Origin of the sequence: Nigerium massiliense (assembly GCF_000826085.1) — a bacterium.
In the GTDB taxonomy this organism is placed as follows: Bacteria; Actinomycetota; Actinomycetes; order Propionibacteriales; family Propionibacteriaceae; genus Propioniciclava; species Propioniciclava massiliense.
On record NZ_CCYM01000002.1, the window covers coordinates 1,017,046 to 1,038,166 of the forward strand.

Annotated in this window: 19 protein-coding genes; 11 read left to right on the plus strand and 8 right to left on the minus strand. The window is 71.2% G+C overall.

Going from position 1 to position 21,121, the window contains the following annotated elements; all coding sequences use genetic code 11:
* Positions 1–3: 3 nt before the first annotated feature.
* The gene (locus BN1187_RS06155) at positions 4–1,308 is read left to right on the plus strand and encodes an MFS transporter (RefSeq protein WP_040159545.1); all 1,305 of its coding nucleotides are present in this window, start codon (positions 4–6) and stop codon (positions 1,306–1,308) included.
* 109 nt (positions 1,309–1,417) lie between these two features.
* Here BN1187_RS06155 and BN1187_RS14605 read toward each other — a convergent pair whose 3' ends face one another.
* Entirely contained in the window at positions 1,418–2,380 is a 963-nt protein-coding gene (locus BN1187_RS14605) for a DNA-3-methyladenine glycosylase family protein (protein WP_040160205.1), read from the minus strand.
* Positions 2,381–2,545: 165 nt separating this feature from the next.
* On the opposite strand from BN1187_RS14605, the gene BN1187_RS06165 reads away from it, so the two are divergent.
* Entirely contained in the window at positions 2,546–4,111 is a 1,566-nt protein-coding gene (locus BN1187_RS06165) for an ATP-dependent DNA ligase (protein WP_040159548.1), read from the plus strand.
* Between the two features lie 170 nt (positions 4,112–4,281).
* On the opposite strand, the gene BN1187_RS06170 is transcribed toward BN1187_RS06165, so the two are convergent.
* Together BN1187_RS06170 and BN1187_RS06175 are read right to left on the minus strand one after the other, a co-directional pair.
* Complete coding sequence (locus BN1187_RS06170) at positions 4,282–4,812, minus strand: FBP domain-containing protein (RefSeq protein ID WP_040159550.1); 531 nt, start codon at positions 4,810–4,812, stop codon at positions 4,282–4,284.
* Positions 4,813–4,875: 63 nt separating this feature from the next.
* Positions 4,876–5,064 carry a hypothetical protein gene (locus BN1187_RS06175; RefSeq protein WP_040159551.1) on the minus strand — a complete coding sequence of 63 codons (189 nt, stop codon included), beginning with the start codon at positions 5,062–5,064 and terminating at the stop codon, positions 4,876–4,878.
* Positions 5,065–5,199: 135 nt separating this feature from the next.
* On the opposite strand from BN1187_RS06175, the gene BN1187_RS06180 reads away from it, so the two are divergent.
* Positions 5,200–5,625 carry a hypothetical protein gene (locus tag BN1187_RS06180; RefSeq protein WP_040159553.1) on the plus strand — a complete coding sequence of 142 codons (426 nt, stop codon included), beginning with the start codon at positions 5,200–5,202 and terminating at the stop codon, positions 5,623–5,625.
* Here BN1187_RS06180 and BN1187_RS06185 read toward each other — a convergent pair.
* Positions 5,606–7,207: a 5-oxoprolinase subunit B/C family protein gene (locus BN1187_RS06185; protein ID WP_052462368.1), complete on the minus strand. Its 1,602-nt coding sequence runs from the start codon at positions 7,205–7,207 to the stop codon at positions 5,606–5,608. The two genes, BN1187_RS06180 and BN1187_RS06185, sit on opposite strands and share 20 nt — an antisense overlap.
* Positions 7,204–7,986, minus strand: a complete 783-nt coding sequence (locus BN1187_RS06190; RefSeq protein WP_040159555.1) for a LamB/YcsF family protein — start codon at positions 7,984–7,986, stop codon at positions 7,204–7,206. Before BN1187_RS06190 ends, BN1187_RS06185 begins: the two co-directional genes overlap by 4 nt.
* A gap of 196 nt (positions 7,987–8,182) precedes the next feature.
* Between BN1187_RS06190 and BN1187_RS06195 the strand changes: the two genes are divergently transcribed.
* From BN1187_RS06195 to BN1187_RS06210, 4 genes are all read left to right on the plus strand, one after another.
* Positions 8,183–8,794, plus strand: a complete 612-nt coding sequence (locus tag BN1187_RS06195; RefSeq protein WP_052462369.1) for a response regulator transcription factor — start codon at positions 8,183–8,185, stop codon at positions 8,792–8,794.
* A 45-nt stretch (positions 8,795–8,839) separates the two neighbouring features.
* Complete coding sequence (locus BN1187_RS06200) at positions 8,840–9,637, plus strand: IclR family transcriptional regulator (protein WP_072041973.1); 798 nt, start codon at positions 8,840–8,842, stop codon at positions 9,635–9,637.
* Positions 9,638–9,942: 305 nt separating this feature from the next.
* The gene (locus tag BN1187_RS06205; RefSeq protein WP_040159559.1) at positions 9,943–11,304 is read left to right on the plus strand and encodes an MFS transporter; all 1,362 of its coding nucleotides are present in this window, start codon (positions 9,943–9,945) and stop codon (positions 11,302–11,304) included.
* A complete protein-coding gene (locus BN1187_RS06210; protein WP_040159560.1) occupies positions 11,297–12,364 on the plus strand; it encodes a D-2-hydroxyacid dehydrogenase in 1,068 nt (355 codons plus the stop codon). Before BN1187_RS06205 ends, BN1187_RS06210 begins: the two co-directional genes overlap by 8 nt.
* A 57-nt stretch (positions 12,365–12,421) precedes the next feature.
* Here BN1187_RS06210 and BN1187_RS06215 read toward each other — a convergent pair whose 3' ends face one another.
* Both BN1187_RS06215 and BN1187_RS06220 read right to left on the minus strand, forming a co-directional pair.
* Complete coding sequence (locus BN1187_RS06215; RefSeq protein ID WP_040159562.1) at positions 12,422–12,850, minus strand: rhodanese-like domain-containing protein; 429 nt, start codon at positions 12,848–12,850, stop codon at positions 12,422–12,424.
* A 97-nt stretch (positions 12,851–12,947) separates the two neighbouring features.
* A complete protein-coding gene (locus tag BN1187_RS06220; RefSeq protein ID WP_040159565.1) occupies positions 12,948–14,252 on the minus strand; it encodes an MATE family efflux transporter in 1,305 nt (434 codons plus the stop codon).
* A gap of 84 nt (positions 14,253–14,336) precedes the next feature.
* On the opposite strand from BN1187_RS06220, the gene recQ reads away from it, so the two are divergent.
* The 3 genes from recQ to BN1187_RS06235 all read left to right on the plus strand — a co-directional run bounded on the left by recQ (position 14,337) and on the right by BN1187_RS06235 (position 18,345).
* The gene (recQ, locus tag BN1187_RS06225) at positions 14,337–16,169 is read left to right on the plus strand and encodes a DNA helicase RecQ (protein ID WP_052462371.1); all 1,833 of its coding nucleotides are present in this window, start codon (positions 14,337–14,339) and stop codon (positions 16,167–16,169) included.
* A 332-nt stretch (positions 16,170–16,501) separates the two neighbouring features.
* Positions 16,502–17,680 (plus strand): type I restriction endonuclease, encoded by a 1,179-nt coding sequence (locus BN1187_RS06230; protein ID WP_072041974.1) that lies wholly within the window; start codon positions 16,502–16,504, stop codon positions 17,678–17,680.
* 110 nt (positions 17,681–17,790) lie between these two features.
* The gene (locus BN1187_RS06235; RefSeq protein ID WP_040159571.1) at positions 17,791–18,345 is read left to right on the plus strand and encodes a GNAT family N-acetyltransferase; all 555 of its coding nucleotides are present in this window, start codon (positions 17,791–17,793) and stop codon (positions 18,343–18,345) included.
* Positions 18,346–18,364: 19 nt separating this feature from the next.
* Here the strand turns inward: BN1187_RS06235 and BN1187_RS06240 are convergent, their stop codons facing one another.
* Entirely contained in the window at positions 18,365–19,366 is a 1,002-nt protein-coding gene (locus BN1187_RS06240) for a S41 family peptidase (RefSeq protein ID WP_052462372.1), read from the minus strand.
* 507 nt (positions 19,367–19,873) lie between these two features.
* Here BN1187_RS06240 and BN1187_RS06245 point away from each other — a divergent pair.
* A complete protein-coding gene (locus BN1187_RS06245) occupies positions 19,874–21,028 on the plus strand; it encodes a metal-dependent hydrolase family protein (RefSeq protein WP_218184574.1) in 1,155 nt (384 codons plus the stop codon).
* Positions 21,029–21,121 lie beyond the last annotated feature (93 nt).

Below are 21,121 nucleotides of genomic sequence, written 5' to 3' on the forward strand. Positions count from 1 at the left end.
CGCATGGCCACCACCGACACGGCTCACCACCTGACGCCGGAGCAGCGCGGCCGGGCCCGCAAGGCGGTCGTCGCGACGTCCTTGGGCAACGCCCTGGAATGGTTCGACGTCATCGTCTTCGGCTTCTTCGCCGTGCCGATCAGCCAGAACTTCTTTCCGGCGCAGAGCAAGGAGGGGGCACTTGGCCTCATCCTGGTCTTCCTGACGTTCTTCGTCACGTACCTCGTGCGGCCGGTGGGCGCGCTGATCATCGGCAGCTACGGCGACACCCACGGCCGCAAGGCCGCGATGACGCTGACGATCGCCCTGATGACGATCGGCCTGCTCGTCCTGGCGGCCGCACCGCCGGCCGCGGTGGTGGGCCCCATCGTGGCGCCGCTGGTGCTGATGGTCGCCCGCATCCTGCAGGGCCTCTCCGCCGGCGGCGAGTTCGGCTCCTCGACGGCCTTCCTCACCGAGAACGCCGCCGACCGCAAGTCCTTCTACGCCAGCTGGCAGGTCGCCACCCAGGGCATCTCGATGTTCCTGGCCGCAGCCTTCGGCTACACGCTGAACACGCTGCTGCCGGCCGCCGACCTGCTCGCCTGGGGGTGGCGCGTCCCGTTCTTCTTCGGGCTGCTGATCGCGCCGGTCGGCTGGTACATCCGCCAGCACATGGACGACACCCCCGAGTACCAGGCCGCCGAGAACGCGCACGAGACCGAGTCGGCGCCCCTGGGCGAGACGTTCAAGCACCACTTCCCGCGGGTGCTGGCTGCAGTCGCCTGCGTGGGGGTCGCCACGATCTCGGTGTACTTCCTGAGCTACATGCCGTCGTTCGCCATGACGCACCTGCACCTGCCGAGCTGGTCGGGCTATCTGGGCTCGTTCATCAGCGGCGTCATCATGTTCGGGTTGTCGCCGTTCGTCGGGAAGCTCGCCGACCGGGTGGGGCGCATCCCGATCATGCTGCCCGCCGCGATCGTCGGCCTGCTGGTGATCTACCCGATGTTCAGCTTCCTGGTGGCGAACCCGTCGGTGCCGACGCTGACGATCGTGCAGGTGGTCGTGGGCCTGGTGATGACGGCCTACTTCGCGCCGCTGCCCAGCCTGATGTCGTCGTTCTTCCCGGTCAGCATCCGCACCACCGGCATGTCGCTGTCGTACAACATCGCGGTGACCCTGTTCGGTGGCCTTGCTCCGCTCGCATTGGAGACGCTGATCGCGCTCACCGGAAGCAACCTGGCGCCGTCGTTCTGGTACATGATCGTCGCCGTGCTCTCGATCATCGGCCTGGTCGTGGCCCGCAAGGTCTACCAGCAGGACTGACCCCCGGGCGACGGCCTGCTCGGGGCAGTCCTGGCCGTCGACGCTCCCCGGACGCCCGCGCGGAGCCGTCACCGCAGCGGCCGGCCGCCCCGGGTGCGAGGTCGGACGCTCAGGCCGACCGCGCCGCCGAACGGGAGCCGCGGTAGCGCCCGCCGCGCACCGGCAGGTGCGTGCGCGGGGCCATGCGGGCGCCGTGGCGCGGGTGGTTCTGGCCCGTGAGTTCGAGGAGTCTCTGCACGCGGTAGCGGTGCCCGCGGTAGGGCTCGAGCAGCTCGGCCAGCCCGTCGTCGTCGAGCTCGACGCCGATGAGCGCCCAGCCGATGTTGCGGGCGACGTGATAGTCGCCGAACGCGACCGCGTCGGGGTCGCCGTGGGCGCGGCAGCGCGTCTCGGCCGATGTCCAGATGCCGATGCCGGGCAGGGAGCGCAGGCGGCGATCCGCCTCGTCGTGGGGCAGCCCGATGGTGCGGTCGAGCGCGTCGGCCACCCGAGCCGCGCGCAGCACCGTCGCCGAGCGGGCGCCGTCGATGCCGAGCTGGAGCCAATCCCAGGAGGCGATGCGGCGTAGCGCCGCGGCGTCCGGCTGCACGAACAGGCGCACCTGCTCGGTCGGGCCGGGCGCGGGCTCGCCGAACCGGTAGACCAAGCGCCGGAAGCCGCTGAACGCCTCCTGGCCCGTGACCTTCTGCTCGATGATCGCCGGGACGAGCGCGTCGAGGACGCAGCCCCCGGTGCCGACGCGCCAGTGCGGCTTGCGGTGCGCCGCCTGGGCGAGCGCCGCGTGACGCGGCTCGAACCCGGTGAGGTCGTCGCCGGCGCCGAGCATCGCGGGCAGGTTCTCCAGCGCCCAGGCCGCCCCCTCGCCCCACGCCTTCGCCCGGACGAGGCCCTCCGCGGGCCGTTCGTGCACGAGCAGCGTCGCCGGTCCGCACGGGGTGCGCAGGCCGCGCCAGTGGCGTCCGGCGTCGTCGACGCGGTAGGTGGGGTCGCCGGAACCGCGGCGCCAGTGCGCCCAGACCTGACCGACCGGGCACGGCCACGTGGGCCGCCAATCGCGGGCCTGAGCATTCATCACGTCCGGAACCCTAGCCCCGGCCACCGACAAAACCCGCGCGCGTCTGCCGGGGCGGCGAACCTCGGGCTGCGCTTAGCCGACGAGGAACGCACAAAACCCGCGCGCGTCTGCCGGGGCGGCGAACACCCTCGGCGGCCGCGTCGCGTCTGCCACGATGGGGCCATGCTGCTGAACGATCTCGCGACGGCCTCGGCGGAGGTCACCAAGACCGCGTCCCGGTTGCGCAAGACATCCGCGATGGCGACCGCGCTGCGTCAGGCCGGACCGGGCGAGATCGAGTTGGCGGCCCACTACCTCGGCGGCACCCTGCGGCAGCGACGCACCGGGGTGGGCTGGCGCTCGCTGCAGGTGCTCCCCCCGGCGGCGGCCGAGCCTTCGCTGACGATCGGTGAGGTGGACGCCGCCCTGCAGGCCATGGCCGAGGCGTCCGGCGCGGGGTCGCAGAAGCGCCGCAGCGAACTGCTCGAGGGCCTGCTGAGCCGTGCCACGCCCGGCGAGCAGCGCTACCTGGTCGGCCTGTTGACCGGGGAGCTGCGTCAGGGCGCGCTCGATGGCGTCCTGCTGGACGCGGTGGCCGAGGCGGCCGGCGTCCCCGGCCCCCTGGTGCGGCGCGCCGCGATGATGGCCGGCTCCACGCCGCTGATCGCCGAGGCCGCGCTCACCGGCGGCGCCGACGCGCTGAGCCGTTACGACCTCAAGGTGGGCGCGGGGGTGCGGCCCATGCTGGCGTCCTCGGCGAAGACCGTCGGGGAGGCGATGGCGAAGGTCGCGCCCCGCGGCGGGGACGTGGCGGTCGAGGCCAAGCTGGACGGCATCCGGGTGCAGGCGCACAAGGACGGCGACGACGTTCGGGTGTTCAGCCGCTCCCTGGACGACCTCACTGCGCGGCTGCCCGGGGTGGTGGACGCCGTCCGCGCCATCGACGCGACCACGGCGATCCTGGACGGCGAGGCGCTGCTGCTCGAGGGATCCGGACGTCCGGCCGCCTTCCAGGACACGGCGTCCCGCGGCGCGACCCGGACGGCCGCCCCGCCCGAGGTGAGCGACGTCGACGAGGGCGCCCTGACGCCGTGGTTCTTCGACCTGCTCTACCTCGACGGTCGCTCGCTGGTCGACCTGCCGTTGCGCGAACGGTCCGCGCTGCTGGCCGAGCGCACCCCCGCACGGTTCATGATCGAGCGCACCGTCACCGACCTGTCGGCCGTCGCCGAGGCGTTCAACGAGCACGTCCTGGCCCAGGGCCACGAGGGTGTCGTCGTGAAGAACCTCGACGCCCCCTACGACGCCGGACGCCGCGGCGCAGGCTGGGTGAAGGTCAAGCCGGTGCACACGCTCGACCTGATCGTTCTCGCCGTGGAGTGGGGCGGCGGACGCCGGCGCGGGAAGCTGTCGAACATCCACCTGGGCGCGCGCGACGACGAGACCGGCGCCTGGGTGATGCTCGGCAAGACGTTCAAGGGCATGACCGACGAGATGCTGGCCTGGCAGACCGAACGGTTCCTCGAGCTGGAGGAGCGCCGCGACGGCTACACCGTCTACCTGCGTCCCGAGCAGGTCGTCGAGATCGCCTTCGACGGGCTGCAGCGCTCGACGCGGTACCCGGGCGGCCTGGCGCTGCGGTTCGCGCGCCTGCTGCGCTATCGCGACGATCTGGGACCCGACGACGTGGACACCATGGCGACCGTGCGCCAGTTCGCGCTGCGTTCGGGGGAGGGTCCCGAAGCATAACGGGATTATCCTGCCACTAGATTTTCGGCCACCCGAGACAAATCGCTCTGACAAGCGCATTCGTGGCCGGCTGGCGGGAGGGCCCGAAGCTGGTGGCAGGATAATCCCGTTATGCCCGCGATCAGTGCTCGGTCGGCGTTGGTTGGCTACAGCGCGCGGGGTCGGTGCCCTCAGGCGGCGACGCGTTCGATGAACGAGTCGAGGTTCGTGCGCAGGCGCCCGACGCGGCGCTCCTCGTCGATGGTCTCGGGCATGAACCCGCCTCCGGTGGCCCGGCGCAGCCGGCGGATGTACAGCGAGCACGCCAGGTCGGCGCAGATGTACGTCCCGACCGTGTTGTAGTTCCGGCCGGCCTCACCGGCGCGGGGTGCGACCATCATCACGGCGTCCACCCCGCGGTGCTGGGTGCGGCACAGATTGCACAGCCCGCGCCGGCCCCGTAGCGGACGCGACTTCGGCAGCCGCAGGGCGACGCCGGCCAGGTCACCGGGGCGGCCCTTGTCGCCGGAGAGGATCTGGGCCAGGCCCGGGTGCGATTCGGCGACGATGTAGGCGTTCGTCGGGGACGCCGGGTCGATCCAGCCCAGGTAGTCGAGGGTGTCCCACAGCGTCGCGTCGAGCCACCACGGCATGGGGATGCGCTCGGGGTGGTCGTGGTTGATGAAGCTCGCCCGGATCTCGTCCTCGGTGAGTGCGCGCATGGTGCGACCTCCTCGTCTGGCCGGCCGGGGGCCACCCGCGCCGGGGCCGGCGGCCGGGTCGGCCTAGTTCTGGATGTCGGAGTTCGCGTAGTCGGCGTCGACGTCGTCGTCGTTGCCGGAGGCGTCGTCGTCGAACTCCAGGTCGGGGTTGCCCTCGGTTTCGGGGTCGCCCAACAGCGGGTTGTTGGCGTCGTGGAACTCCTGGAGGGGCTGCTCGCCGTTGGCGATCGCCGCTGCGAAATCTTCGCTCATGGGGGCAGCTTAGTCAGCCGAGCGCGCGGTGGCCCCGTGCGTCGCGACACGGTTCGCGACACCGGACCGTAGGCTGCCGCTCAGTCGACGACCGCGCACCCTCCGCGCGGGGGCCGAGCCGAAGGGAGAACGACGATGGCCACCGAGACTTCGACGCCCCAGGCGCGCGACGGCGTCCCCGATCGGGCGGACGCCCGCGGCGCCCTCGTGTGCGCGGTGCTCGTCCCGCTGGGCACGGCCGCCTTCGTCCTGCTGACCGTCGCGGACGGCAACCTGTCGTTCCTCGGCGTCGCCGCGCTCGCGACGGCGGCGCTGGCCTGGCGCGCGTCGAGGCGCTTCGTGGACGCCGTCACCGTCCTCGACGGCGAACGCGGACGCCGCCGGCACGGCCCGCTCGCCACCGCGTCCCCGCGCTACCTGCGGCTCTACGCCCACGCGCTCGGCTGGCCGGCCCGCTGGCCCGGCGTGGCGGTTTGGGTGCTGTGGCTCGTCTCGGTGGGGGCGGTGGTCTACTTCCTGATCAGCTTCGCCGTCCGCGTGATCAGCGCAGCCGTAGCCTGACCTGCTGCCCCGGACGCGCCTGCGCGAGCCGGTCGGTATCCGCGTCGGCGACGACGGCCGCGACCGGGTAGCCGCCCGTCACGGGGTGGTCGGCGAGGAAGATCACCGGCTGCCCGTTGCTCGGCACTTGGATCGAGCCGCGCACCACGCCCTCGCTCTGCAGCTCGCGGCCCTCGTGCTCCGGAGCGCGCTGCAGGGGCTCGCCCTCCAGCCGGACGCCGACGCGGTCGCTGCGCTGCGACACCGTCCAGGTCGTCTCGGCGAGGCGGTGGAGGTCGGCCAGCCAGGCGTCCCGCGGGCCGGGGACCACGTCGAGCACGAGCGGTTCGTTCGTCGGGGCGCTGGCCGGCGCGGAGTCCACCGAGGTCGGGTCGAGCGGGCCGTCCCCGATCGGCAGGAGGGCTCCGACCGTCAGCTTCGCCGGCCCGAGCCCTGACATCGTGTCCGTGCTGCGCGACCCCAGCACCTGCGGCACGTCGAACCCGCCGGCCACGGCGAGGTAGCTGCGCAGCCCGGCGGCCGGGAGCCCCAGCTTGAGCGTCGCGCCGGGGGGCAGGTAGAACGGCGCGTTGACCGGGGCCGGGACGCCGTCGACGCTCACCGGGGATGGCGCGCCCGTCACCGCGACGTGCAGGTGCCCGGACGCGCGCAGCGTCAGTCCGCCGAACGTGCCCTCGATCGTCGCCCGGTCGTCGGGGTTGCCGACCAGCCGGTTCGCCAGCGCATGCGCGGCGCGGTCCGCGGCGCCGGAGCGCGTGACGCCCACGGCGCCGTAGCCCGGACGCCCGAGGTCCTGCAGGAGCGCCAGCGGTCCGGTGGCGACGACCTCGACTGCGCGGCCGGTCACGAGGGGCGCATCGGGGTGGGGTCGTGCGGGTCCGCCGCGGACGGCGGGGTCGGCAGAGGGTGCGCGGTCGTCGGGGGAGTCCGCGCGGACGAAGCGGACGTGCGCGCCCGGTTGGAGCAGCGCCGGGGGCTCGCGGTCGGCGTCCCACAGCACGGTGTCGGTGTGGCCGAGTAGCTGCCACCCGCCGGGGGAGGAGCGGGGGTAGATGCCGCTGAACGCGCCCGCCAGCCCGACCGCGCCGGCCGGGACGGTCGTGCGCGGCTCGTCGCGGCGGGGCACCTGCAGGCGCGGGTCCCCGTCGACCAAGTAGGAGAAGCCCGGGGCGAAGCCGCCGAACGCGACACGCCAGGGGCGAGACGTGTGCGCGGCGATGACGTCGTCGACGCTCAGCCGCGTGAGCCGCGCGACCTCGTCGAGGTCGGGCCCGTCGTAGACGACCGGGATCTCGATGGCGTCCGTCTCGGCGGCGCGGCGGGTCGACGGCAGGAGCGCGCGCTGCAGGGCCTGGGCGCCGAGCAGGGACGCGAGGCCCTCCCGCACCCCGGGCAGCGCGGCCGCCGACCGGACGGTGACCAGCACGGTGAGCGCGGCGGGGACGACGTCCTCGATCGCCGACCACGGCGCCGACCCCTCCTCGGCCAGGGCGCGGATGATCCCGTCGAGGGCGAGCACCTCGTCGAGGTCGGCCAGTTCGATCAGCACCGCCCGCTCCCCGCAGGGCAGCAGCGCGCTCATCCCGCGAACGGCGCGAGCCGGACGCCGGCGTCCACCAGCGTGGCCCGCACCTCCCGCGCCATGGCGACCGCGCCGGGCGAATCGCCGTGGATGCACAAGGAATCGGCGCCGAGCTCGATGTCGGTGCCGTCCGCGGCGGTCAGGAGCCCGGTCCGCGCCAGCCGAAGAACCCGGGCGGCGACGGCGTCCGGCTCGTGGAGAACCGCGCCGGGCAGCCGCCGCGACACGAGCGTCCCGTCGGGGTTGTAGGCCCGGTCGACGAAGGCCTCGCGCACCGGACGCAGGCCCGCCTCGGCGGCCACCTCAAGGAACGCCGAGCCGGGCAGGCCCAGCACCGCCAGCCCCGGCTTGAACGCGACGACCGCTTCGACGACGGCGGCTGCCTGCGCCCGGTCGGCCACGATGCGGTTGTAGAGGGCGCCGTGCGGCTTGACGTAGGCCACCTCGGTGCCGGCGGCCCGGCAGATGCCTTCGAGCGCGCCGAGTTGGTACAGCACGTCGGCGGCGAGTTCGTCGGGGGCGTAGTCCATGACGCGGCGTCCGAAGCCGACGAGGTCGCGGTAGGACGGGTGGGCGCCGACGGCGATGCCGCGGGCGGCCGCGTCGGCGACCGTGCGACGGGTGGTGAGGGGGTCGCCCGCGTGGAAGCCGCAGGCGATGTTGGCGCTCGTGACGACGTCGAGCATCGCCGCGTCGTCGCCCATCGTCCACGTGCCCAGGGATTCGCCGAGGTCAGCGTTGAGGTCGACCGTGCCAGCAGCGTGCGTGGATGCGCTCATTGTTTCCTCCCACCGGACGATCGGCGCTGTCAGGGCTGCAGCCTAAGGCCCCGTGACCCGGGAAGGAACGCCGCCGGTCGAGTTCGCGGTGGGGAGGACGACTCCCCCCATCGGCTATCCTTCAGGGGTGAATCAAATGGCTCCCAAGGGTGTATCGCTGCAGCCTAAGAGGTTAAACCCGATCTCGGTCGCCGCCGTGGACGAATCCCCCCTCGTTCTCGCGGGGCTGCGGGCACTGTGCGCCAACGACAGCTTGGGGCTCATCATGGCGGAGTACGCGCCGGGGGTCGCCGTCGACATCGTGCTCTACGACCCGTTGGACGAGCGCGGGAACCCGCGGCACCGGGTGCCGCAGCTGGCGGCCGACCGGGGCGTCCGGCGCGTCGCTGCCTACTCCTGGTCGGCGTCGCCCGCGTTCGTCGAGTCGGTGCTGCTGCAGGGGGCCAACGGCTACCTGTCGAAGAAGGTGGCCGGGGTGGAGCTGGCGTCCTCGATGCGCAGCATCGTTGCCGGGGAGCGCGTCGTCGATCGCTCCCTGTTCGGTTCCGAGGACGCCGTGCAGGTCCCGTTCGTCGAGAGGCTGACGCCGCGCGAGGCGTCCATCGTGACCGCGATCGCGCGCGGGTGGTCGAACCAGGAGATCGCCGACCGGCTGAATCTGTCGATCAACTCGGTGAAGTCGTACATCCGTGCGGCCTACCGCAAGATCGGGGTGTCCCGCCGCAGCCAGGCCGTGGCCTGGGCCGTCAACAACGGGCTGGGAGCCGCCCCGGAGGAGGACGCCCTCGCGCCAGCGCCGCAGCACTGACCCGGGCCGCGTGACAGCTCGTCGTATACCGATAGCATGCAGCCCATGTCCCCTGCTCGTGGTGGAACCGACGTCACGCCGTCCGGTGCGGCTCCGGCGGTCGTGCGTGCCGTCGGGGTGCTCGACGCTCTGGCGGACGCCCCCGACGGGGTGATGACGCTCAGCGACCTCAGCCGCGCTCTGGGTGTCCCGAAGTCGTCCACGAGCTCCATCTGTTCCGCGCTCGAACTCGGTGGGTTGATCGCGCGCGAAGGCGCGGGCTATACGCTCGGGCGCCGGCTCGTCGAGTTGGGCGGCTCCTACCTGGCGAGCGTCGATCAGGTGCGCGAGTTCTACGATCTGTGCGCGGCGTCCGAGGTGCTGAAGTCCGAGACCGTCCGGTTGTCCGTGCTCGCCGGCATCGACACCCTGGTGCTGGCCCGGTACGAGGGACGCCCCGCCATCCGGTTCACCGCCAGCATCGGCGACCGGCTCCCCGCCTCGACCACCGCGCAGGGCAAGGTGCTGCTGTCCCGGTTCGAGGATCACGAGGTCAAGCGGCTCTACCACGGCATCGGCGAGCTGCCCCAGCTGGCCAAGAACAGCCTGCGCACCGTGGACGACCTGCTCGCCGACCTCGAGATCATTCGCGCACAGGACTACGGCTTCGACAACGAGGAGATCTCCGAGCGCGTCTGCGGGCTGGCCGTGAACGTGCCCACCCGCGGCGTCCGCGCCCCGCACCTGGCGGTGAGCGTGACGAAGCTCCGCTCGGATCTGTCCGACGACGAGGCGCGCGTCCTCGTCGCTGCACTGCGTGAGGTCGCCCGTTCCCTGGGCAACCCGCTGAATCTGTCCCTGTAGCGCCCCTGGACGCCGCGGCCGGCCTTCGATCTGTTCGTCCTCAGGGCGTCCGCGATCGGTTCGACCCTGGACGCCCCGCGGCCGCCGGTGGGACGCCGCGTCCGTCGCTCGGACGCCGTCGCCGATCGGGCGCGTGCCCTGCGTCATGCGCGGCCTCCTTCGTCCTGCGCGAGCGCCTCTGAATTGACGCTGCCAGCGGGTTCCGTGTGATGAAACCGAGACTTTTTGTTCAATCTATTGAACTCTGTTCGATCTGAGGTTCATACTGAGGGGAACCACTTCAATGACGAAACAGGGATTGCACCATGTCCGCTCCACAGCAGGCTCCAGAGCAGCCGTCCGTCGATCCGGAACAACTCAAGCGCGCGACGCTCGCGTCATCGGTCGGATCCGCGCTCGAGTACTACGACTTCTACATCTACAGTCTCGCCAGCGCGCTGATCTTCTCCCACCTCTTCTTCGGGCCGCTGGGTGAGGCCGGGGGGCTCATCGCCTCGCTCGGCACCATCACCGTCGGCTTCGCGGCGCGGCCCATCGGCGGCCTCGTCTTCGGCCACCTCGGCGACCGCTTCGGTCGCAAGATCGTCCTCATCGTCACCATCGCGCTGATGGGCGGCTCCAGCTTCCTGATCGGCCTGCTGCCGACGTATGAGACCGCGGGCGTGCTGGCGCCGATCCTGTTGATCGTGCTCCGCATCCTGCAGGGGCTCGGCGCGGGCGCCGAGCAGGCGGGCGCCACCGTCATGATCTCGGAGTTCGCCCCTGCCCCGCGCCGCGGCTTCTTCGCCGCGCTGCCGTTCGTCGGCATCCAACTCGGAACGCTGCTCGGCGCCGGCACGTTCGCCCTTCTGGGGCTGGCCCACACCGACCTGCTGCACAGCTGGCTGTGGCGCCTGCCGTTCCTGCTGGGCGCGGTTCTCGTCCTCGTCGCCGTCTACATCCGTCGTCGGCTGAAGGAGTCCCCGACGTTCGAGGTGCTCAACGAGCAGGGGGTCGAGCCCGAGAAGATCTCGCTGGGCCAGGCCATCCACTCCTCGCGCAAGAACATCCTCATCGGCATCGGCCTGCGCATGGCCGAGAACGGCAACTCCTCGATCTACACCTCGCTGCTGATCGCGTTCGTCGGGTCGCTGGCGGTCTTCAAGGGCCAAGCCAACCCCGGGCCGATCGGCGCCGTCGTCGCGGCGGCGCTCTCGATGGTCACCGTCGTCAGCTTCGGCGCCCTCTCCGACCGGTTCGGCCGCGTGCGGGTGTACCGCTTCGGCGCCCTGTTCTCCGCGATCGTGGCGATGCCCGCGTTCTACCTGCTGACGCTGGGGAACCCGTGGCTGGTGATCCTGGTCATGGCGGTCGGCATCGGCATCGGCGTCCAGGGCATGCTCGGCCCGCAGTGCTCGATGCTGCCCGAGCTGTTCGGCAACTCCCACCGCTACACCGGCGTCGCGATGGCCCGCGAGATCTCCGCGGTGCTGGCCGGTGGCCTCGCCCCGATGCTGGGCGCCGCGTTCCTCGCGATGACGGGCAACGCCTGGTGGACGATCGGCCTGTACTCGTTGGTGCTCTCGCTGATCACGTTCGCCACCACCTTCGTCACCCCCGAGACCGCCGGCCGCTCGTTGACGTCGCTCGAGGACGCGGTGAAGGGGGAGGTCGTCCGTCATGGCTGAGCCGATCGCTCCGAACCAGACCGTGCGGGTGGTGGTCGCCGCCCCGCTCGCGCCCGAGCTCGTGGAACGGATCGCCGCCGTCGACCCCCGGGTGGACGTCGTCGCCGATCAAGACCTGCTGCCCCCGATGCGGCATCCGGCCGACTTCGACGGCGACCCGTCGTGGTCGCGGACGCCCGAACAGGAGGCCCGCTTCGAGCAGCTGATCGACACCGCGGACGTCCTCTACGGCATCCCGGACGTCACGCCATCGAAGCTGGCTCGCACCGTCGCGGCGAACCCGAAGCTCCGCTGGGTGCAGACGATGGCGGCCGGCGGTGGAAGCCAGGTTGTCGCCGCGCAACTCCCGGACGAGGCCTACGAACGCATCACGTTCACGACGTCCGCGGGTGTCCACGGCGTCCCGCTGGCCGAATGGGCGATCTTCGGGATGTTCTGCGGCGCCAAGGAGCTTCCCCGGCTGCAGCGCCAGCAGCGCGCCCATGCGTGGCCGGACCGGGTCGTCGGGCACCCGATCGAGGGCAGCACCGCCCTCGTCGTCGGGCTCGGCGGCATCGGCCAGCAGGTGGCGAAACGCTGCAAGGCGCTCGGGATGACCGTCCTGGGGGTCAAGCGGCGGGTCAGTGACGTGGAGAACGTCGACGAGGTGCATGCGCTCGACGACCTGCGCTCGATCGTCGGCCGCGCCGACCACATCCTGCTGACGCTGCCGGGCACCCCGCAGACCACCCACCTGATCGACGCCGCGATGCTGGCGGCGGCCAAGCGCGGCGTCACGGTCGTCAACGTCGGGCGCGGCACCGTCATCGACGAGGCGGCCCTGGCCGACGCACTGGGCTCCGGGCAGGTGGGCTTCGCCGCTCTGGACGTCTTCGAGGTCGAGCCGCTGCCCGCCGAATCCCCGCTGTGGGACCTCGAGAACCTGCTCGTCAGCCCGCACTCGGGCGGCCTCGATCACCGTGAGGACGAGCGCATCTGCGAACTGTTCTGCGACAACCTGCGGGCGTTCCTCGACGGACGCGAGCTGCGCAACGTCGTCGACCCTGCGCAGGGGTATTAGGCCTGCGTCCCGCACGGAGCGAGGGCCGGGCCGCGCGTCCGGCCCTCGCCGTTGGCGCTACTTCTTCGACCGGCGCTCGTAGGGGACGACCTGCCGGCCGCCCTCGGACCACGCCGTGAATCCGCCCTCGAGGTGGCTGACGTTGGGCAGGCCCATGTCCTGCAGCGTCGCCGCGGACAGCGCCGAGCGCCAGCCGGAGCCGCAGTAGAGCACCAGCTTCTGGCCGGTGTCGAGCGCGGGCTTGTAGTACGGGCTCTCTGGGTCGACCCAGAACTCGAGCATGCCGCGCGGGGCGTGGAAGGCGCCGGGGATCATGCCGGTGCGCTCGAGCTCACGGGGGTCGCGGATGTCGACGAACAAGACGTCGGGATCGTTGAGCATGCCCTCGGCCTCGTCCTGGCCGACGGTCTGGACGCGGGCCTCCGCCTCGCGGATGAGTTGCTGCGAGCTCTTCGTGAGCGGCTCGCCGGGGTGTCGGTCGGTCACGGGTCCCTCCGTTCGTTCGCGCGGTTTGGATGGTGCGGCGTCAGCCTAGACCTTTCGCCTGACGCGCCGGCGACGCCTCCGATCACGGACGGACGCCTCACGCCCCCGTGCGCAGCCAGGCGTCCCCGCGGGCTCGCACCACCAGCGTCAGCATGCGGGCCAGCAGGTAGCCGCTGTAGGCGACCCACAGCCAGGTCAGGCCGTCCGGTCCGGGGCGCACCAGCAGCGCCAGCGGCACGAAGCAGGCCGTCGCCAGCGAGTTCGCGAAGGCGAGGTAGCGGGCGTCGCCGGCGCCGATGAGCACGCCGTCGAGGACGAAGACGATGGCTCCCAGCGGCACCATCGCGGCCAGCACGAGCACCGACCCGAGCAGCGGCCCTCGGACGTCCGGGTCCGGGGTGAACACCCCGATCAGCAGCGGACGCGCCAGCGCCAGCAGCGCCGCGACGCCGAGCCCGAACGCGACGCCCCAGCCCAGCGAACGCCGGGTGATGGCACGCGTCTCCTCGACCTCGCCGGCGCCCAGCCGGTTGCCGATCAGCGCCTGGCAGGCGATCGCGATGGCGTCCAGCACGTAACACAGGAACGACCACAGCGCGTTCGTCACCTGGTGGGCCGCGAGTTGGGCTGCGCCGAGCCGCGTCGCCACCGCCGTCGAGAGCAGCATCGTGACCTGCAGCGCCGCGGACCGGATCACGAGCCACCCGCCGGACGCCGCCGCGGCGAGCACCGCGGCCGGGCGGACCCGGCGAGGCGCTCCGGCCGCCCGCGCCGTCCGGACGACCGTGGCGGCGAGCACGACGCCCGCCGCGGTCTGCGCGAGCGTGGTGCCGAGCGCCGCCCCCGCGATGCCCAGCCCGGCGACGAAGATCAGCGTCGCGTTCAGCGCGACGTTCAGGACGTTGGCGCTGACCGCGACGACCAGGGGCGTCCGGGTGTCCTGCAGCCCGCGCAGCACGCCCGTCGCCGCGAGGACGCCCAGGGCGCCGGGGAGCGAGAACGCGACGATCCGCAGGTAGGCGCTCGCCGCGTCCGCCACCGGTCCGGTGGCGCCGTACCAGCCCGGGACGAACGGCGAGGCCAGCGACAGCGCGACCGCGAGCACCAGCCCCAGCCCGGCGCCGAGGACGATGCCGTCCACCCCGGCGGCCAGCGCGCCGGGGCGGTCGCCGGCGCCGAGCAGGCGTCCGACGCGGGAGGTGGTGCCGTAGGCGAGGAACACCGACAGGCCCAGCAGCAGGCCGAGCGCGCTGCCGCCGATACCCAGGCCGGCCAGGGCCGGCGTCCCCAGGTGCCCGACGAACGCCGTGTCGGCCAGCACCATCAGCGGCTCGGAGATGAGCGTCGCGAAGGTCGGCAGCGTCAGCGCCCAGAGGCGACGGTCGATTTCGCGGCGGTTCACCCGGCCATGATCGCGGGGCGTCCCGGGGTTGTCACGCCGGGACCAGCGCCGGGAGCGTCGGCGGTCGCGCGTAGCATGGCGGGCATGCCCCAGCCCTCCTCGGCGCCCCCCGATGCGCTCATGAGCCGGGCGCACGACGCCCTGCAGAGGGTCTTCGGCTACGACGCCTTCCGCGGCGATCAGGCAGCGATCATCGAGCACGTCCTGCGCGGCGGGGACGCCCTCGTCCTGATGCCGACCGGCGGCGGGAAGAGCCTGTGCTACCAGATCCCCGCGATCGTGAGCCAGGGCACCTGCGTGGTCATCTCGCCGCTGATCGCGCTCATGCAAGACCAGGTGGATGCCCTTGAGCAACTCGGCGTGCGGGCGGCGTTCCTGAACTCGAGCCAGTCGCTCGACCAGCGCCGGTCGGTCGAGGCGGCGCTGCTGGCCGGCGAACTCGACCTGGTCTATCTCGCGCCCGAGCGGCTGCAGGGGGCCGCCGGGCTCCTCGACCGGGCCCCGATCAGCCTGTTCGCCATCGACGAGGCGCACTGCGTGGCCCAGTGGGGGCACGACTTCCGGCCCGACTACCTCGGGCTGACGCTGCTGCACGAGCGGTGGCCGTCCGTGCCGCGTATCGCGCTCACCGCGACGGCCACCGAGGAGACCCGCCGCGAGATCGTCGCCAACCTGCACCTTGAGGACGCCGCCGTCTACGTGTCGAGCTTCGACCGGCCGAACATCCAGTACCGCATCGCCCCCAAGCAGGACGCCCGCGGGCAGTTGCTCGCGCTCATCCGCGACGAGCACCCCGGCGAGGCCGGCATCGTCTACTGCCTCAGCCGTCGCTCGGTCGAGCAGACCGCTCAATGGCTGTGCGACCGCGGGGTCGACGCGCTGCCGTACCACGCTGGGTTGGACGCCGCGATCCGCGCTGAGCATCAGGCCCGGTTCCTGCGGGAGGACGGTCTCGTCATGGTCGCGACCATCGCGTTCGGTATGGGCATCGACAAGCCGGACGTCCGCTTCGTCGCCCACCTCGACCTGCCCAAGTCGATCGAGGGGTACTACCAGGAGACCGGACGCGCCGGGCGCGATGGGCTGCCGTCCACGGCCTGGCTGGCCTACGGGCTGAACGACGTCGTGCAGCAGCGCCGCATGATCGAGGACGGCGAGGGCGACCGGCAGCGCAAGCGCGCCCAAACGCTGCACCTGGACGCCATGCTCGCCCTCTGCGAGACCGTCGACTGCCGCCGCCGGCAGTTGCTCGCGTACTTCGGCCAGCACAGCGAGCCGTGCGGGAACTGCGACACCTGCCTGTCCCCGCCGACGTCCTGGGACGGCACCGTCGCCGCGCAGAAACTACTGTCGACCGTGGTGCGGCTGCGCACCGAGCGGAACCAGTCGTTCGGCGCGGGGCAGATCATCGACATCCTGCTCGGCCGCGAAACCGAGCGGGTGCGGCAGTGGCACCACGATCAGCTGTCCACCTACGGCATCGGCCACGACCTCACCGAGCAGCAGTGGCGCGGCGTCGTGCGGCAACTGCTCGCGCAGCGCAAGCTGCACGTCCGCGGCGAGTACGGCGTCCTCGACCTCACCGAGGACAGCAACGCGGTGCTGCGCGGGGAAGTATCCGTCCCGCTGCGCACCGAGCCCGAGCGTGTCGGACGCTCCCGGCGCAAGACGACCTCCGCCGCGGCCGAGCTCGACGCGCCGCAGCAGGACCTGTTCGAGAAGCTGCGCGCCTGGCGCAAACAGACGGCGTCCGAGCAGGGCGTGCCCGCCTACGTCGTGTTCCCCGACGCGACGCTGGCCGCGATCGCCACGGCGCGACCGGCCGACCTCGAGGAGCTGTCGGGCATCTCCGGCGTCGGCCAGGCGAAGCTGTCCCGATACGGCGACGCCGTGCTCGCGGTGGTCGCCGAGGGCTGACGCCGGCCCCTTCCGATCCAGCCCCGTCCGGTTCCGGGCAGGGCTCTTTCGTCGCGGATGGCGTCACAGACGTCACACTCACGCACCGAGGACGCCGCCGCTGAGCGTGCGCATGGGCCCGGCCCGGCAACGAGTGTGACGTTTGTGACGTGGCAGCGAGGTGTGCTACCACGTGGGGCCCCCGGTCACCGTCGCTGAATGGGTATGCCGCTACGCGCTAACGAGATGTGGGCGGATAACCGCAAATAGCGGTAAAGGGCTGGAGAAAACTCGTCACGAGCGAAGGGCCGCTGGGTGGCACTCTATTGGTGCACAATGTCGCATGTGCAGCGATGAGCGCTGCTCGACTGGAAGGCAAGGGCGCCACCGTGGCAGATATCGAAGACACTTTGGCCGATGTGGCACGTCGCGCGAACGAGTACGGGACTTCTCTGGCCACCGAAGAGGCGACCAAGAATGCGATCGTGATGCCGTTCATCTCCCAGGTGCTCGGCTACGACGTCTTCAACCCGGCCGAAGTGGTTCCGGAGTTCATCGCCGACGTGGGCCTGAAGAAGGGCGAAAAGATCGACTACGCGATCATGCGGGACGGCAAGGTGAATATCCTCATCGAGGCCAAGAAGGTGGGGGAGGACCTGTCCCTTGCGCACGCCAGCCAGTTGGTGCGCTACTTCCACGTCTCCGACGCACGTATCGGCGTCCTGACGAATGGCCGAACGTGGAACTTCTATACGGATCTGGACCGGGCCAACATCATGGATGAGCGGCCGCTCCTCGTGCTGGACCTACTTGACATCGATCCGGTGGCCATTCCGCATCTGCGCAAGATGGCGAAGGAATCCTTCGATCTGGACTCGGTCATCGCGTCCGCCGAGGAACTCAAGTACGTCTCGGCCATGAAGAGGGAGATCGCCAAGGAGATGGCTGAGCCCAGCGAGGACTTCGTCCGGCTCTTCGCGAAGCGTGTCTACACCGGTTTTCTCACCGCGCGCGTCCTGGAGACGTTCTCGGATCTGACGGCGAAGGCGGCCGCACAGCACATCAACGATCGGCTCAATTCGCGGCTCAAGACAGCGCTGGCCGACCAGGCTCCGTCCATCGGTGCGGCACCGCACGAGCAGCCGTCGGCGAGGGAACCAGCGCCCCAATCGGTCGCGGAGGAGGTGGCGTCGGCGCCCATCGCCTCTGACGGCAAGAGCAACGTCCACACCACGGAGGACGAACGCGAAGGCTTCCGGATCATCAGAGCCATCGTGGCCGGCCAGGTGCCCATCGCGCGGGTGGCCATGCGAGACGCCGCCTCGTACTGCGCGATTCTGCTGGACGACAACAACCGCAAACCGATCGCCCGCCTCTACTTCGACGGCAGGGTGAAGCGGCTGGGGTACTTCGACGCTGAGAAAAACGTGACCCGCGTCGATCTCGAGGGCCTGGAGAGCATCTACGAGTACGCAGAACAGCTTCGGGCGACGGTCGACCGGTATCTCGCGCCGGAGGCGAGCGCCTCCTAGCTTCGATCGCGCGCGTCGCGGGTGCGGCGAGTGCGATGAGGTCATCCGGAGCGCACGTCGGCACGCCTGGGACACGCGAGCTCAGGCGATGCCGACTAGCGTGAGCCGTCATGAGCACCCTGCGAACCGACCGGCTGTTCCTGCGGCCCTTCGAGGACGGCGATGTCGACTTCCTGCTCGACCTGTACTCGCGGCCCGAGGTGATGCGGTTCATCGGGGACGGCTCGGTGCAGACCACCCGGGCGCAGGCGGAGCAGCGGCTCGTCCGTTACCGCGCGGTGGACGATCCGGTGCAAGGGATCTGGGCCATCACGGACGCCGGGTCCGGCGACCGCTACGGGACGCTGCTGCTCAAGGGCCTGCCGGCGTCGGCCCCGGACCGGCGACCGGGGGCTCCGCGGCCCGAGTCGGGGCACATCGAGATCGGGTGGCACCTGCACCCGGACGCCTGGGGCCGCGGCGTCGCCACCGAGGCTGCGGCCGCCGTCCTCGGTCACGCCTGGTCGGGCGGGCTCAGCCACGTGTTAGCCGTCACGCACCCGGACAACGTCGCCTCCCAGGCGGTGGCCCGCCGCATCGGCATGCGGGACCTGGGCCTGACCGATGCGTTCTACGACACCGGCACGGCGCTGTTCCGGGTCGACCGGCCGGGTTCGGCCGACTGACCCACCCCGACGCGCCGCCTCAACGGCAGCCCTTGCTCGCCAGCCACGCCTTGGCCGCGGTGACGGCGTCCTGGGCGGGGGTGTCGGGGGCGATACGGTCGCCGTAGGTGCGTCCCGCGCGGTCGGCGTAGACGCTCGTGGTGAGCTGCATCACGGCGCCGTCGGCCAGAGGCATGCCCTGGTTGGCGGAGCTGTAGCCGGCGCTGGGCGTCCCGAAGGTGCGGGTGTTCGGAAGGCCGCGGAACGACACCAGCACGGCCTCGCCGGAGGACGCGGTGTCGGCGTCCTGCAGCACGGCGACGGGCTGGGTGATCTTGGCGCCCGGCTCGACCTTCGCCATCGCGTTGCCGCCGATACCGACCTCGTTGCCCTTGACGGTGACGGCCGTCTGCTGGCCCACGCGGGGCTTGAAGTACATCGCGTCGCCGTCGGGCAACAACTGCCCGACGCCGGCGAGCATCGGCCACATGGTGCCGCCGCGGTTGCCGCGCAGGTCGATGATCCACCCGCACGTCTGGGCGGCGTTGGCGCGGATACCGTCCGCCTCGGTCTGCGCGAATCGCTGGCTGAACTCCTGGTCCTCGGCGCCGAGCTCGGGGATGCGGATGGTCGTGACGCCGCCTTCGCGGGAGACGGACGGCTGCTCGCGGGACGGGTCGGGCCCGGCGGCCCGCTTGGCCGGGGTGACGAAGAAGCTGTGCTTGCCGCCGGCGACCTTGAGCGCTCGCTCGATCGCGGGATACGTCTGCTCGTAGCTGGTGGCGTCGCGGGTCTCGGCGATCAGGCGCTCGCGGGCGGCCGTCCACTGGGGGCCGTCGGCGAAAAGGCCAGCTTCCATGCGGTCGGCGGCCTGCTCGGCGTAGTCCGGTGCGCTCGGCTTGATGAGGTAGAAGCCGAGGTACGGGCCGATGAACAGCGCCGCCGCGATCAACGCGATCAGCAGGAGAGCGACGATGCCCAGCAGGATCCAGAGCCACAGGCGGCGTCGACGGCGGGGGCGAGGGGCGGCAGAGTCGGCCATAGGTCTCCTTCGGGGGTGGATCCCGCGGCCGGGTGAGGACGGGGGACAGCGAGGTCGGCGAAGAGGGCTGGCAGGTCGGCGATGGGCAGGTGGACGCTGGCCAGCATAGGCGAACGGCGTTGCCAGCGGCCCGGGAGTGCCTGTCCTCGTCGCCTCGTCGCGAATGGTGACGATCGTGCCGGACGATTCCGGCATCGCCGGTCCTCCTCGTGCGGTCACACGAGCTGATTCGGTGCGAGTAGCGTTCGTTCGGAAGAGGGGAATCAGCTCCTCGTCCCTCGGCCGGGCCTGCGGGCCCCGGTGGAGGGACTGATAAGGAGAATCCAGTGTTCGTCGCAACACCGCACCTGCCGCGTCATCCTGAGGCGGACGGCACCAAGAGCATCGTCGGGGCTACCGTCATCGACGGCACCGGCGCCGATCCCCTCATCGACGGAGATCGTCATCGAGGGCGGCACCATCGACTACGTCGGCGAGCGCCGTCCAGGGGCCCGCTCGGGCGACGAGGTGATCGACGCGTCCGGGTACACCATCCTTCCGGGCTTCATCGACGTGCACACGCACCTCGGCGCGGGTCTTGAGGGGGGCCTGGACCCCAACGCCGCTTTTGCCAGCGAGAAGGTGATGGCCGTCGCACGCAACGCGCGCCTCACGCTCATGGCTGGTGTCACGACCGTCCGCGATCTGGGCGGTTTGGACTACGGCTTTGCACGGAACGTGTTCGAGCGCGGAGACGTCGCTGCGCCTCGCACACACACCGCGATCACCATCCTCTCGCCGACCGGCGGACACGCCGACTTCCATCTGCGCAATGGCAATCCTGTGAGCACCGTCGACTTCCCGGAGATCGAGGGCGGTAACCTCATCGACTCCGACGACCAGACGCGAAAGGCGATCCACGTGCTCATCCGCTCGGGTGCCGACTGCGTCAAGGTCGCGACGACCGGCGGAGTTTCCTCCCCTTCCGACACCCCCGATGATGTCGGCATCACCGCGCACCAGTTGGAGTTGATGCGCGAGGAACTCAGCAAGCGAGGGGGACGCCCGATCGCCGCCCATGCGCAGGGCATCGACGGCATCTGGCAGGCCATCGAGGGCGGCGTCGATTCCGTGGAACACGGCTACGGCATCACCGATGAGGCGGTTGACGCACTGCTCGAGAAGGACATCTGGTTGGTTCCCACGCTGGCGTCGGCGCTGCGCGTTCCCGACCCCGCCAAGGTTCCGGCCTATCTGTACGAGAAGAAGGTGAAGTGGTCGTCCTTGGCGCGCGAGAACATCACGAACGCCATCAAGCGCGGGGTCCGGGTCGCAGCCGGCACGGACGCCGCGATCGTCCCGCACGGCCTGAACCTCCGCGAGATCGGCCACCTCGTGGAGTTGGGCATGGAGCCAATGCAAGCGATCGTCTCCGGCACGAAGAACGGCGCCACATTGATGGGCCTCGACGAGCACCTCGGCACCCTCGAGGAGGGGAAGCTCGCGGACCTGGTGGCCGTGAAGTTCAACCCGCTCGACCCGAACGAGACCAAGAAGCTCGGCCTGCTGGACAACGTCCGGGTGGTCATGCAGGGCGGCCTGGTGCACAAGGATCTCGACCATGCGTTCGGGGACCTGTACTTGCCGCCGCTGGTCGCGCAGACCTTCGCCCAGCCCGAATGATCCCCCCACACGTACCGAAGAGAACGTGACTCACGTCTCCTTCGCTGTTGCTCCTGGTGGAGACCGCCGTCCTGGTCGCCCTCGTCCTGAAGT